Genomic DNA, 14,782 nt, shown 5'->3' on the forward strand with positions numbered 1-14,782 from the left:
ACAGGCACCATCACAATTGAAAATCGTAACGATGCCCAAGGTACCTTTGATGTTCGTGTTACTAATGTTTCATCGCCGAAAGATATAGCAAGTGTTATTTTGCCAACTTGGTCACAGACGGATGATTTACGTTGGTATGAAGCCACTCGTCAATCAGATGGCAGTTATAAGTTAACTGTTAATAAGAAGGACCATAAGTATCGTACAGGTACCTACACGGTTCATTTATATTATAAGGACTCAAGTGGTGGTTTGACAGGTGCAGGTGGTACAACGACTCATTTATCAGAAGTGAAGCCAACAGGTACCATCACAATTGAAAATCGTAACGATGCCCAAGGTACCTTCGATGTTCGTGTTACTAATGTTTCATCGCCGAAAGATATAGCAAGTGTTATCTTACCCACTTGGTCACAGACGGATGATTTACGTTGGTATGAAGCCACTCGTCAGTCAGATGGCAGTTATAAGTTAACTGTTAATAAGAAGGACCATAAGTATCGTACAGGTACCTACACGGTTCACTTATATTATAAGGACTCAAGTGGTGGCCTAACAGGTGCAGGTGGTACAACGACTCATTTATCAGAAGTGAAGCCAACAGGTACCATCACAATTGAAAATCGTAACGATGCTCAAGGTACCTTCGATGTTCGTGTTACTAATGTTTCATCGCCAAAAGATATAGCAAGTGTTCTCTTACCTACCTGGTCCCAGTCAGACGATATACGTTGGTATGAAGCTACTCGTCAGTCAGATGGCAGTTATAAGTTAACTGTTAATAAGAAGGACCATAAGTATCGTACAGGTACCTACACGGTTCATCTATATTATAAGGACTCAAGTGGTGGCCTAACAGGTGCAGGTGGTACAACGACTCATTTATCAGAAGTGAAGCCAACAGGTACCATCACAATTGAAAATCGTAACGATGCTCAAGGTACCTTCGATGTTCGTGTTACTAATGTTTCATCGCCAAAAGATATAGCAAGTGTTCTCTTACCTACCTGGTCCCAGTCAGACGATATACGTTGGTATGAAGCTACTCGTCAGTCAGATGGCAGTTATAAGTTAACTGTTAATAAGAAGGACCATAAGTATCGTACAGGTACCTACACGGTTCATCTATATTATAAGGACTCAAGTGGTGGCCTAACAGGTGCTGGCGGTACAACGACTCATTTATCAGAAGTGAAGCCAACAGGTACCATCACAATTGAAAATCGTAACGATGCTCAAGGTACCTTCGATGTTCGTGTTACTAATATCTCTTCTCCTAAGGATATAGCGAGTGTTATCTTACCCACTTGGTCCCAGAAGGATGATTTACGTTGGTATGAAGCCACTCGTCAGTCAGATGGCAGTTATAAGTTAACTGTCAATAAGAAGGACCATAAGTACCGCACAGGCACCTACACGGTTCATTTATATTATAAGGATTCAAATGGTGGTTTGACAGGTGCAGGTGGTACAACGACTCATTTATCAGAAGCGAAGCCAACAGGCACCATCACAATTGAAAATCGTAACGATGCCCAAGGTACCTTTGATGTTCGTGTTACTAATGTTTCATCGCCGAAAGATATAGCAAGTGTTATTTTGCCAACTTGGTCACAGACGGATGATTTACGTTGGTATGAAGCCACTCGTCAATCAGATGGCAGTTATAAGTTAACTGTTAATAAGAAGGACCATAAGTATCGTACAGGTACCTACACGGTTCATTTATATTATAAGGACTCAAGTGGTGGTTTGACAGGTGCAGGTGGTACAACGACTCATTTATCAGAAGTGAAGCCAACAGGTACCATCACAATTGAAAATCGTAACGATGCCCAAGGTACCTTCGATGTTCGTGTTACTAATGTTTCATCGCCGAAAGATATAGCAAGTGTTATCTTACCCACTTGGTCACAGACGGATGATTTACGTTGGTATGAAGCCACTCGTCAGTCAGATGGCAGTTATAAGTTAACTGTTAATAAGAAGGACCATAAGTATCGTACAGGTACCTACACGGTTCATCTATATTATAAGGACTCAAGTGGTGGCCTAACAGGTGCAGGTGGTACAACGACTCATTTATCAGAAGTGAAGCCAACAGGTACCATCACAATTGAAAATCGTAACGATGCTCAAGGTACCTTCGATGTTCGTGTTACTAATGTTTCATCGCCAAAAGATATAGCAAGTGTTCTCTTACCTACCTGGTCCCAGTCAGACGATATACGTTGGTATGAAGCTACTCGTCAGTCAGATGGCAGTTATAAGTTAACTGTTAATAAGAAGGACCATAAGTATCGTACAGGTACCTACACGGTTCATCTATATTATAAGGACTCAAGTGGTGGCCTAACAGGTGCTGGCGGTACAACGACTCATTTATCAACCCCGTCGGTACAGCGCTCCTACACAGTCTATATTGACCCAGGACATGGAGGGCGAGACTCAGGAGCTTCTTATGGAGGCGTACATGAAAAAAATCTTGCTTTGTCTGTTTCAAATAAGTTGCGTGAAAATCTCTTGAAATATGGAATCAATGTTTTGATGACCCGTACAGGTGATTATGATGTAGACTTCAAAACAGAGAGGTCACGAATGACGAATGCAAGCAACGCAGACTTATTTATTAGTATCCATTTTAATGCGACGGGTACAGGAGTTTCGAATGCAACTGGTATCGAAACATACTGGTATCAATACGATCCGGAATACCAACCTAAAATTAATAAAGAAATGCATAATAACCCTACTCGTTTAGCTGAAAGTGAGATTTTAGCTAACAAGGTTCAGGAGAGTTTAATTAAGGAAACAGGTGCAGTTAACCGTGGCGTAAGAAGAGAAACTTTTGCAGTCCTTCGCGAGACAGCAATTCCTGCTATTCTAGTGGAGCTAGGATTTATGGATAATCCTTCGGAGTTACAGGTTATCAAACAAGATTCTTATCACACTCGCCTTGCGAAAGCATTGGCACAAGGTGTGATGAACTGGTATGGTGCTGTTGAGGGAAAGTAGGAACTGCAGGTACAGGTATTGAAACAGGAAAACTTTCTAATGATCAGAAAAGTTTCATAGCTAATCTAGTGCCTGCAATTGAGCAAAAATCAAAAGCGAATTCTATCCTTTCTAGCGTCATGTTATCTCAAGCCATCCTAGAAAGTGCATGGGGAACGTCATACTTGGCGACTCATGGGAATAATCTTTTTGGCATCAAAGCGGATGCTGCATGGACGGGCGATACAATTGAAATCATTACCAATGAATACCGTGATGGTGAGAAGAAGCAAGAAAAGCACTTGTTTAGAAAATATAATTCATGGAATGAAAGTGTAGCAGACTATGCTAAGTTCTTTACCTCTACTCCGTGGAGAATAAAAAATTACCAGAGTTTTAGGGAGGCAACTGATTATCAACAAGCAATTCTTGCGTTAAGACAATCAGGATATGCTACTGATCCGAAATATGGTGAAAAAATACGATCAATTATCGAGAATTACAAGCTTTATCTTTTAGATAATTAAGTTTTTAGGATGATTGATGATAAAATAGCCTTGCTCAAAAACGAGCAAGGCTATTTTTATCACTCATATAAATCTGTTAGAGGTCGTTTATCAACGGCACTATTGTATTCTAGTTGTAAGTAGGTTTGGTAAAGTGATAGGCTTGATATATCTTCAATTTGTTGGCCGCTATTATCGATGTTTCCCCAACTAGTAATGATAGGTGCTTCGATTTGCATATCGCTCAAAAATTGTTGGTAAGGTGATCGAGGAAGGGCATAGTCTGATTCGGATAAAATATCCATCAAATATGGAACGAGATAGTTTGGGCTAATAGTTGTAGATTCACGTTCCTTAATATCAAAATTAGACCAAATCACAAAAGGGGTAGAATATTTAGCAGCAGGATTATTTTCATCCATAAACTGCGCGTAAAATTCTTGACTCAAACTAGGTTGGTGATCGCCGTACATGACGATGACCGTAGGCTCTTTGTAAGTGCTAAAGAAAGTAATTAAATCAGCAAATGCTTCGTCCGTCTTCTTCATACTGGTCAAAAATTCTGTTTCAGCTAAGTATTCAGATGTTGAACCATTAATGCTGACTTCACGAGGGTAAATTTCTTCCGTACTTGGATAGCCTCCATGTCCTTGCATGGTAACAACAAAGCTAAATAGAGGCTGGTCTCCTTTTTGGGTATAAAGTTCTTTTATTCCGTTGAACAAGAATTGATCAGATGGCCAGCCACGATCGATTGTTAGTGATGCTAAGCTACTAATAGCAGGTTCCGAATCTAAAAAATAAGATTTATTAAACCCTAGTAGAGGATATACTGCATGACGGTTGTAATTATTTCCAGATTGAGGATGTAGAGCCACGGTCTCATAATTTTTATCTTTTAGATAGGATGCAAAACTTGGTCGTTCTTGTGTGATAATCTGTTGATATGGAAATAAATTAGAAGATAGTAAACTGATTGGGTTACTTGTCAGAACTTCATACTCTGTATTAGCTGTTCCGCCTCCAAATACAGAAACGTTTAATGTACCGTGAACAGCATTATCTGTTAAAGCATGTTGGTTTGAGAGTGGATCAGGCTCCATATTTAATCCCTGTAAGTTTGAAAAATCACTCTGTGATTCATTCTGTATAAAGATAATATTAGGCCGGACTGTTTGTTTTTCTGTTTCAGGAGAGTACTTCTCAAGAACTTCATTAAGTTTGGGAACTGAGTATCCGTCAGGCTTAGTTATTTTACTATCTTCATAGAAAGAGGCGAGCGAGAGTGGCAGCCCAAATTGACCGTAGGTCACGTACATTCTCCAGTAGTTCAATGATATATTTGCATTAGAGACGACAGTTTTATTAATCATTGGAACGATTGTTATTAAAGTTATATATCCTAGTAAGATTCTGCTGAAACGTTTCGGCCATTTGAAATCATAACTAGAATAGAACGTTCTAGAAGGTAGAAGTTTTGGTAAATATAATTTAGGGATAAAGAAAAAGAAGGTCAATAAAATATAAGAAAATACCATGCTTTGTAGCATCCGATTGTTGATATTAATCGCTACGCTAGAAGCTACATTTAATCCATCTGTGATTTGAAAAAGATTATAAAATAATAGAGGAGCACCACGGCTGTCAATCAAAAGTTGGTTACTTATACCAATAAATACTGAAGCGGACAGAATTAATAGGCTGGCAAATCGTAGATTAGTTGTAAAGACCAGTATTAGGTAGAGGACTCCGATAATGATTAGATTGTTCCAAAGACTGTTTGGGGAAAGAGTAGAGAATTGTGAATAGCTATTTTCAATAATAAATAATGAAAAAATGGGAACTAGAAGATAAATCACTGATAGACTAATCGTTTTGAAGGCTTTAGAGATATGACCTCGGAGTTGTTTGTATCCCAAAAGACTAAAAAATATCAGGTAAGTCAGTGCAACTAATAGCTGTTGAGTTTCCATTTTATTAAAACTGGAATTAAATAGTACTAGTTCGTTGCGATATAAACGTGGGAATGTAAAAGTAGTGAATATATATTGAGTGATTAATAATATTGTTAAGATGCTGATATGTCTTCTCTTGATTCTCCATGTTGATCCATTTAAGATAAAGCATGATAGGCCTAAAGCAAGAACTATTAAGTGGAGATACCAAAAATGATTATCTTTAGTTATCCGTAAAGTATAGGGAAGTTCAATAAAGGCTAAATTTTTATATTTATCTCCAGTTGATGTGTCAACGGATTCAACCAATTGTCCACCAACTTTAATTTTTACAATAGTCGGATTTTCACTAACAAAGTATTCAAATGATAAGGTTCTTACAGAAGAGGATGATTTAATTATGAGTGAATTTTCCTCACCTAGAGAAGAGAAGTTAGGAATTAAATCAGCATCATTGATTCCCCATTGGTTTTCTATAATTTCTGATGAATGAATATAGCGTCCATTTATTTGGATGCTGTCGATTACTTGGTTTGGTTGCTCTGCGATTATTTCTATAGTTCCATTATTTTTTGTAGAACCTAATTCGTTTTGAATGAGATGTGCATAGAGAAAAAAACTTCCAATCAATCCGATGGAGATTAGTATGTGAATAAGCTGTTTGATTAATTTCATATTTATTAACAATTCTAAGTTTTATATTTTTATGTAAAAGCCAGTACATATTATATCAAATTTTCCTTATTAACTCAAAATTTGTTTTTATCTATACTGTGGAGGCAGAGGTGTAGAAAAAGAAAAGGCTTTATAGCCAAACTAGGATAGAATTAGGAAAAAAAACTAAAAAATGGTATAATGAAAAGAACTGCAATTTGATGGAGAGGATTCATGAAACACGTTTTTATTATCGGTAGTCGTGGACTACCAGCAAAATATGGTGGCTTTGAGACCTTTGTCCAACAATTGGTCAGTCACCAGAAATCCGAGAAAATCTGCTATCATGTAGCTTGTTTATCGGATACAAGTCATCATCAGCATTCGACCTACTTAGGTGCAGATTGCTTCACCATTAATCCACCAAAACTTGGACCAGCTCGCGTTATCGCTTATGATATGATGGCGATTACTTATGCCCTTAAAATCATTAAGGAACAGCAGATAGAGCGACCGATTTTCTATATCTTGGGAAATACCATAGGTGGCTTCATAGTACCTTTTGCGAAAAAGATTCACTCTGTTGGAGGTACCTTGTTTGTCAATCCAGATGGTTTGGAATGGAAACGGGCCAAGTGGGCTAAACCAGTTCAACGCTATCTAAAATTTTCTGAAAAAATGATGGTCAGATATGCTGATTTGATTATTGCGGATAATGAGGGAATTGAAGATTATATTCAATCTGAATACTCGGCAACCAATACACGCTTTATTGCCTACGGTACAGATTTAAGTCCAACTAAGTTAACAAAAGAATCTGAACAAGTTCGCCAATATTTTACAAATTGGGGAATCAGGGAGAAAGAATTCTATCTGATTATCGGTCGATTTGTACCTGAGAATAACTATGTGACAGCAATTAAGGAGTTTATGGCAAGTAACACGAGACGTGATTTAGTCATCGTTGCAAACCATGAAGGCTCTGCCTATTTTCAAAAATTGAAAGATGAGACAGGCTTTATATCCGATAAGCGGATTAAGTTTGTAGGAACAGTATATGACCAAGAACTACTTAAGTATCTGCGCCAAGAATGTCGAGCTTATATTCATGGACATGAAGTTGGAGGAACCAATCCTAGTCTCCTAGAAGCGCTGGCGCAAACCAATGAAAATTTGGTTTTAGGTGTTGATTTTAACCGCAAAGTTGCCCTAGAAGGTGCTCGGTATTGGAGTAAGGAGTCAGGTAGCCTGAGTCAATTAATTAACCAAATTGATGAGAATGCTGAAGCGGTGGAATTAGGAGAAATTGCGAAAAAACACATGAAGGATGAATACACCTGGGAAAAAATCGTCCAAGAGTACGAGGAATTATTTTTACAATGAAAGTAAACATACTCATGTCGACCTACAATGGTCAACAGTTCTTAGCTGAGCAAATTCGCTCTATCCAAGAACAGACTTACACAGACTGGACACTATTTATTCGTGATGATGGTTCCAGTGATCGAACTAGAGAGATTATTAAAGATTTTGTTGAACAAGATCAGCGAATTCACTTCATAGATGTTGAGACAGACGAAAATCTCGGTGTCATCAAAAGTTTTCATAGGCTAGTTCATTATGATACTGCTGATTTCTATTTTTTCAGTGACCAAGATGATGTTTGGCTGCCAGACAAGCTGGAAGTCAGTTTGCAGGAAGCCATATTATATCCTACCGACCAACCTCTCATGGTCTATATGGATTTGACTGTCGTCAACCAAGACTTGCAGGTCATGACAGAGAGTATGATTCGTTCCCAATCTCACCATGCCAATACCCTATTAGTAGAGGAGTTGACTGAGAATACTGTAACTGGCGGTGTCGCCATGATTAATCATCATCTTGCTGAAATGTGGCAAGTAACTGAGGATATTTTGATGCATGATTGGTATCTGGCCCTGCTTGCGTCAGCCTTTGGAAATTTGGTATTTATTGATCAACCAGGGGAACTGTACCGCCAGCATTCTGATAATGTTTTAGGAGCTCGAACTCTCTCAAAACGCTTTAAAAAATGGATTCGCCCTCATATTTTATTTGCTATCTATTGGGATTTGATAAAAAATAGTCAAAAACAAGCCCGACACTTACTACAAATGCCTCTATCTCAGTCAAATAGAGAATTAATTGAAGCATTTGTAACCATTATGGATAAACCAATGCTTGAACGATTCAGGATTTTAAGAAAATATGGATTGAGGAAAAATAAGGCTTTTCATACATTGGTATTTACAACACTCATTATTACAAAATTTGCTTATAAGGAATAGTTATGAACTTATTGAATAGAGAAAACCAAATTCTTTTGAAAGAAATGGTAAAAACTGATTTTAAACTGCGTTATCAAGGTTCTTTGATTGGACACCTGTGGTCAATCCTAAAACCATTGTTACTTTTTACAATTATGTATTTAGTCTTTGTACGTTTTTTACGTTTTGATGATGGAACTCCACATTATGCAGTAAGTTTACTGCTTGGTATGGTTACTTGGAACTTTTTTACTGAAGCAACCAACATGGGAATGATGTCCATTGTTTCTCGTGGAGATTTGTTGCGTAAATTGAATTTTTCGAAAGAAATTATTGTCTTTTCTTCAGTTGCAGGAGCTGCAATTAATTACGCCATTAACTTAATGGTTGTATTTGTATTTGCTGCTATTAACGGGGTTCCCTTTACTTGGTCCGTTTTAGTTATAATCCCACTGTTTTTTGAATTGGCATTACTAGCAACAGGTATAGCTTTCATCCTATCTTCTTTATTTGTAAGATTTAGAGATATTGGTCCAATTTGGGAAGTGTTCTTACAGGCTGGATTGTATGCGACACCAATTATTTATTCATTGACATTTATTTTACAGCGTGGGCAAGTAACATTTGCTAAGTTGATGATGTTGAACCCTGTTGCACAAATTATTCAAGACTTGAGACATTTTATTGTTTATTCTGGGAATACTACAGTTAGTGAATTGATTGAAAATCCTGTTATTGTGGCAATTCCGTATATTCTTCCAGTCGTTGTTTACCTATTGGGTATAACTGTGTTTAGAAAAAATGCCAAAAAGTTTGCGGAGATTTTGTAATGGTAAAAAATAATAATATTGCTGTAAAAGTAGAACATGTTAGCAAGAGTTTTAAGCTTCCAACGGAGAGTAGTCAGAGTCTAAGAACTACTTTAGTCAATTTATTTAAAGGGATTAAAGGCTACGTAGAGTATAATGTTTTGCAGGATATCAGTTTTGAAGTTGAAAAAGGGGACTTTTTTGGAATTGTTGGTCGCAATGGTTCTGGTAAGTCGACACTGTTAAAAATTTTATCTCAAATATATGTTCCTGAAAGAGGGACTGTAGCTGTGGATGGTAAATTAGTTTCTTTTATTGAACTTGGTGTTGGTTTTAATCCGGAACTAACTGGTAAGGAAAATGTATACCTAAACGGTGCGATGTTAGGATTTACTGCAGAAGAAATTGATGCAATGTATGATGATATTGTTGAATTTGCGGAATTGAGTGAATTCATGAATCAAAAGCTGAAAAATTATTCTAGTGGTATGCAGGTACGTTTAGCCTTTTCAGTTGCCATTAAAGCTCAAGGAGATATTCTGATACTTGATGAGGTTCTAGCAGTCGGTGATGAGGCCTTTCAGCGTAAATGTAATGATTACTTCCTAGAGCGTAAAAAAAGTGGAAAAACAACCATTCTTGTCACCCATGATATGGGAGCTGTGAAAAAGTATTGTAATAAAGCTCTTCTTATAGAGAAAGGATACGTCAAGGCATTAGGAGAACCTGATGATGTAGCTAATCAATACAGTTTTGATAATGTGCTTGCCTCAATAAGCGAAGTTACAGAAAACGAAGAACCTCTGCATCAGAGTGATATTGTAAAAGATTTGCAGATTAACGTGGTCTCAAAAAATCAAATTGAACCAGATGAATCAATTGAAATCGAGTTTAAATATACGGTTTTAGAAGATATTGAAACACATATTGCATTTACATTTTTAGATTTAGAACGTCATTTTGATGTATATAACGACAATTCTATGGATTTAAAAACGTTTGGCAAAGGCGAGAAGTTTTTCCGAGTGAAATGTAAGCTACCTTCAATTAATCAGGCAAAATTAAAAATGGCGGTGTCAGTACGAAATAGTAATAAGCAGCCGTTATTATTTGCCAAGACTTCTGACACACCAGCTATTTTTATTAGTAGGAAGTTTAGTACTGATAATATTGCAGAGGAAGATGCAGCAACCGGGTTTATTCAGAGAAATAGCCAATGGGAGCTACTAGAATAATAAAATATAACGGAGGCAGAATGTCGCGTTTGTTGGTATATGTTCACTATAATAAATATAATGTCGTCAGTGAATATATTTATTATCAATTAAAGTCGATACGAAGTATTTATTCAGACATAGTTTTTGTTTCTAACAGCCATGTTTCAAAGGACATAGTACAATATTTACAGTCGGAACGACTGATTGATTTTTTTATCCAGAGAGATAATATTGGTTATGATTTTGCGGCATGGAAAGAAGGGCTGAATCAAGTAACATTTTATCAATATGATTCGGTAACTCTGATGAATGATACATGTTTCGGCCCCCTCTGGAACCTAGAGGATTATTATAGTCAATTTGACAGTGATGTTGATGTAGATTTTTGGGGAATGACCAATCACTTAGAGACAAAAATAGATAGTGTAGTTGTCCCTGAACATTTACAGTCATATTTTATGGTATTTAAAAAACGAATCTTGCAGAGTCAAGCATTTGTTGGTTTTTGGTCATCTGTAAGTGAGTTAACAGATATTCAAGATGTTATAAAATTATACGAGAGCCAATTGACAAAAATACTTTTATCAGAGGGCTATAGCTATAAGTGTGTATTAGATACGTCCATTTGTTGTAAAACCCTTGAAAATAGCAACATTACACTAGAATATCCAGAAGTTATACTTAAAAATAATGTTCCATTCATAAAAATAAAGAGTTTTACTGAATATCCAGATAGAATATGCTCTTTAATACATCTTATTAGGATGAAAACGAAATACCCAGTTGAATTAATCGAGAGGCATTTGAGGCAGATAATTATTCCGGGTACGAGTTTTATTCCTCAAATACGGGTTTCGCAAACGACGGAAACTGTTCTATCTTCGACATCGGTGCTTCTTCATATTCACATAGAATCAGTGTCTATTTTTGAAGAGTATATTGAAGAGTTATGCAAAATAGCCGATAGGTGCCAGTTACTAATAACATTGCCAGAAGCTGACTTTTCAAATAAGTGTAGTATAGTTGAGAGATATTTATTCACCTTCCAATTGAGAGCACAGATTGTAAAACTCACAGATGAATTGCATTTTTTTGAAACAGTAAATAACTATATGGGAGATGCTAAATATCTTGCTCATATAACTGTCAAACAAACAAAGGAAATAAAATATTCTGTAGAGGATATTATTGACAGGTATCAGTTGAGGAAAATGTTTTTTACATCATTTGATGCAGTGATTTCTAATTTTGAATCACAATCTAATTTGGCTGTAGTTATTCCAGACTTAACAACTAATCAAAGATATGATAGAAAAAGTCTTCGTGAAGCCAATCCGGAACGTATTCGTCAATTGAATATACTTTATGAATCACTTGCGAGAACTAAGAAAGTTGATTTTTATAAAGTGCCTTATATAATTGGAGAAGAAGTAAGTTGGTATTGGATAAAAACAGAACACTATAAAAAGCTTGAGGAAAAATTTAGAAACATTGATTTTTCAAAAGAAGATAGATTATTGCTAGTTCCAATATTATTTATTTATAGCGCGTGGGATTTATCAAATGATTATGCAGTGGTCGAGAATACTGAAAATGTGAGTCCAATATTGGAAAAGATTAGTTTTTCCAGCGAAAGGGAATTACGTTTAATTATTGAAGAAAAAGAATTTTTACAAATTGGACTGAGAAGGACACTAAAGATAATATCTGTTGGAATTGTAAGTGTGTTTAAGATGATAAAGAAATCTCTATTAAAAAATTAGGGATAACGGATGACAAACAAGGGGAAGATAGTGTGAAGAGCAAAATAGTATCACCAAAAACAATATTTATTTGGAATTTATTAGGAAGTATTTCTTCAGCAGCAATATCAATATTTTTATTGTTACTAGTAACACGTTTGTTGACGGAATTAGAGGCTGATATTTTTAGTTTTGCTTATGCAGTAGCAAATCTTTTTGTAATCATTGCTAGTTTTCAGGTAAGAGATTATCAAGCGACTGATGTTTCGAAAAAGTTTTCGTTTAGCCAGTATCTTGCAACAAGGCTTATAACAATCACTATTATGCTATTACTTGCCTTAAGCTATATTTTTCTGTCTAAATATGAATTTCAAAAATCTGCTTGTATTTTCCTAATATGTTTGTATCGCGGAAGTGACGCTCTGTCGGATGTTTTTCAAGGATTGTTCCAACAAAATGCTCGGCTAGATATTGCAGGTAAATCACTTTTTTTGAGAAACTCTATTGTGATTTTGACATTTGGACTTGGTTTGTTTATAACCAATAACCTGCTACTCTCATTAATCTATCTAGTCATTAGCTCATATTTATTTGTTTTCTTTTTTGATGTTCCGAATTTGTTTCAATTTACGAGGGTTATCAAAGAAGAAATTAATTTGAAAGCCATTAAAAATATATTGTTAGAATGCTTGCCGTTATTTATTAATGCATTTTTACTTGTTACTATCTATAATCAACCTAAATATGCTCTCAATACTTTTTTTGAGAGAGGTGTTATAGGAACAGGTGTTCAAAGGGATTTTAACATTTTATTTATGCCTGTTTTTTCAATGAATATTTTATTGATTTTGTTTAGACCCATGATAACTCAGTTGGCTATATATAGAAGAGCTGGGGACTATAATCAATTTAAGCAATATCAGAAGCGTATCGTTAAAATGGTTGTCGGGTTGGCTGTGTTAGTTTTGGTCGGGGGGATAGTATTGGGGATTCCAGCATTAAATATTCTCTATGGAACGAATCTTAATAAATACTGGCTAAGCTTTATTATAACAATGCTTGGGGGAATTGCGAGTACCTTTGCAACCATTTGTGATAACATGCTTACTGTTTTGAGGAAGCAAAAGTATCTCGTAATTTCATTTGCAATTTCTTGTTTATTATCCATATTGATTTCTAATCCACTGGTAGAATATTATGGAATATTGGGGGCAGCTATTGCTTTTGTTAGTTCGATGTGGACTTGGTTTTTAATTTCTTTAGTAATATATCTAAAATTGCAAAAACATTTGAATTGGGAAGTACAAGAATGAAGATAGAAAAATTATTTTTAAGGTTAGCAATCCCCTTTTTGTTAATTTCAATATTTGTTATGCCTGTGACAAAGGTTCCTGATGAAGCAACACATGCTTTTATGTCGTGGAATATATTATTTGATTCTCCGACAAGTAGAGATACAGAGGCAATGAATGAATTACGGACAGCAGATTTTACGTATTCAGAACCGGAGATTCATGCAGTTGATTCTACAGAATATTCAAACCTTTTTACCAAAATTCGTGATTTTTCAAAGGATAAATTATCTATCGATTTTTCACTGAAATCGTTAATGAGTACACCTCAGCTAATTGGTCTAGTTGTAGGTAAATTGATTTATCCGTCATATGGTATGATGGTCACTATAGGGCGCCTTTTTAATACAATAGTCTATATTATAGGTATCTACTATTTGATAAAAAAAATAAAGTATGGGAAGATGACGCTGTTTTTTGTCTCACTTTTACCTATGATGATTCAGCAGGCTGGCTCACTGTCTTATGATGTGGTGAACTATCTGGCTGTTGTTGCATTTTTTGTTTTTTATGTTAACTTATTGGTAGACAAGGTACTGACCACCAGGAAATTTATTAATTTAATATTATTATCCTTGCTATTATATTTAACAAAAGCAAATAATATTTTACTTTTGGCACTATTGTTTTTTGTTGATTTTGAATTTGAAGGTGTCTTATCTAAGTTTAATTCGATTTTAAAATGGATTCAAAAGAGAAGATTACCAATTCTTATTTTGGGATTAGGACTAGTTTTACTTGTTAGCTATCTGTTCCTACATAATAGAGGTGGTGTCGTGCACTTTGTTAAAGTGATGATAAACAGTTTATTTATCAATAATAGAAATGATCATCTTAATGGTATTTTAACGGTTGGTATTTTTGGTTATTTTGGCTGGTTTGTCACTCAATTACCTCTTTGGTTAATTTTCATAGATATTTTCATTTTTACGTTATTATTATTTAATGATGGAAATTTAAAGATAAGTAAAACAGAAGGTCTTGCTTCGTTATTTGTACTCCCTGTTCAGGTAGCTATCATTGTAGCGGGCATGTATTTTGCATGGACACCGACAGCTATTGGACCAAATGCAATAATTTCTCAGGGGGCACAAGGAAGATACTTTACTCCGTTTTTAGTCTATCTATTTCCGGCATGTTTAATGTTAAAAGAGCAGGTAAGTGTATCGGTAAAACAGAAGTATTTGATACGGTTGATCACTGGCACAGTAGTCATTAACTTTATCATGTATCTATTTTTGATAGTGGATTATTATTGGTTGTAA

The 14,782-nt window shown here is 35.6% G+C and carries 10 protein-coding genes; 9 read left to right on the forward strand and 1 reads right to left on the reverse strand.

The annotated features are described in order from the left end of the window. Together ODU55_RS07815 and ODU55_RS07820 are read left to right on the forward strand one after the other, a co-directional pair. Positions 1-3,015: GBS Bsp-like repeat-containing protein (locus ODU55_RS07815; RefSeq protein WP_398582484.1), on the forward strand; the 3,015-nt coding region annotated here is incomplete at its 5' end. A 68-nt stretch (positions 3,016-3,083) separates the two neighbouring features. Next, a complete protein-coding gene (locus tag ODU55_RS07820; RefSeq protein WP_257209531.1) occupies positions 3,084-3,521 on the forward strand; it encodes a glycoside hydrolase family 73 protein in 438 nt (145 codons plus the stop codon). A gap of 59 nt (positions 3,522-3,580) precedes the next feature. On the opposite strand, the gene ODU55_RS07825 is transcribed toward ODU55_RS07820, so the two are convergent. Next, positions 3,581-6,130 (reverse strand): LTA synthase family protein, encoded by a 2,550-nt coding sequence (locus ODU55_RS07825; protein WP_398582485.1) that lies wholly within the window; start codon positions 6,128-6,130, stop codon positions 3,581-3,583. Between the two features lie 213 nt (positions 6,131-6,343). Between ODU55_RS07825 and cps2T the strand changes: the two genes are divergently transcribed. The 7 genes from cps2T to ODU55_RS07860 are packed head-to-tail and all read left to right on the forward strand — an operon-like array spanning position 6,344 to position 14,782. Further along, positions 6,344-7,492 (forward strand): beta 1-4 rhamnosyltransferase Cps2T, encoded by a 1,149-nt coding sequence (cps2T, locus tag ODU55_RS07830; protein WP_398582486.1) that lies wholly within the window; start codon positions 6,344-6,346, stop codon positions 7,490-7,492. Beyond that, positions 7,489-8,418: a glycosyltransferase family 2 protein gene (locus ODU55_RS07835; RefSeq protein WP_398582487.1), complete on the forward strand. Its 930-nt coding sequence runs from the start codon at positions 7,489-7,491 to the stop codon at positions 8,416-8,418. Before cps2T ends, ODU55_RS07835 begins: the two co-directional genes overlap by 4 nt. Before the next feature lie 2 nt (positions 8,419-8,420). Next, positions 8,421-9,227 (forward strand): ABC transporter permease, encoded by an 807-nt coding sequence (locus tag ODU55_RS07840; protein ID WP_024384359.1) that lies wholly within the window; start codon positions 8,421-8,423, stop codon positions 9,225-9,227. Beyond that, a complete protein-coding gene (locus tag ODU55_RS07845) occupies positions 9,227-10,441 on the forward strand; it encodes an ABC transporter ATP-binding protein (RefSeq protein WP_336383268.1) in 1,215 nt (404 codons plus the stop codon). The genes ODU55_RS07840 and ODU55_RS07845 overlap by 1 nt, the downstream gene beginning before the upstream one ends. Next, on the forward strand, positions 10,423-12,186 hold the full coding sequence (locus tag ODU55_RS07850; protein WP_398582488.1) for a rhamnan synthesis F family protein: 1,764 nt from the start codon (positions 10,423-10,425) through the stop codon (positions 12,184-12,186). The genes ODU55_RS07845 and ODU55_RS07850 overlap by 19 nt, the downstream gene beginning before the upstream one ends. Positions 12,187-12,218: 32 nt before the next feature. Continuing rightward, positions 12,219-13,478, forward strand: coding sequence for a polysaccharide biosynthesis C-terminal domain-containing protein (locus ODU55_RS07855; protein WP_024378821.1), 1,260 nt, complete (start codon positions 12,219-12,221; stop codon positions 13,476-13,478). Then, the gene (locus ODU55_RS07860; RefSeq protein ID WP_044692736.1) at positions 13,475-14,782 is read left to right on the forward strand and encodes a DUF2142 domain-containing protein; all 1,308 of its coding nucleotides are present in this window, start codon (positions 13,475-13,477) and stop codon (positions 14,780-14,782) included. Before ODU55_RS07855 ends, ODU55_RS07860 begins: the two co-directional genes overlap by 4 nt.

The organism is Streptococcus sp. 2022WUSS037 (assembly GCF_044427225.1).
GTDB lineage: Bacteria > Bacillota > Bacilli > Lactobacillales > Streptococcaceae > Streptococcus.

Bases quoted from the DNA above. Each gene is read 5' to 3' on its own strand.
- ODU55_RS07845 (WP_336383268.1), top strand. From the start codon at position 9,227: ATGGTAAAAAATAATAATATTGCTGTAAAAGTAGAACATGTTAGCAAG.
- ODU55_RS07835 (WP_398582487.1), top strand. From the start codon at position 7,489: ATGAAAGTAAACATACTCATGTCGACCTACAATGGTCAACAGTTCTTA.
- ODU55_RS07860 (WP_044692736.1), top strand. From the start codon at position 13,475: ATGAAGATAGAAAAATTATTTTTAAGGTTAGCAATCCCCTTTTTGTTA.
- ODU55_RS07840 (WP_024384359.1), top strand. From the start codon at position 8,421: ATGAACTTATTGAATAGAGAAAACCAAATTCTTTTGAAAGAAATGGTA.
- cps2T (WP_398582486.1), top strand. From the start codon at position 6,344: ATGAAACACGTTTTTATTATCGGTAGTCGTGGACTACCAGCAAAATAT.
- ODU55_RS07825 (WP_398582485.1), bottom strand. From the start codon at position 6,130: ATGAAATTAATCAAACAGCTTATTCACATACTAATCTCCATCGGATTG.
- ODU55_RS07850 (WP_398582488.1), top strand. From the start codon at position 10,423: ATGGGAGCTACTAGAATAATAAAATATAACGGAGGCAGAATGTCGCGT.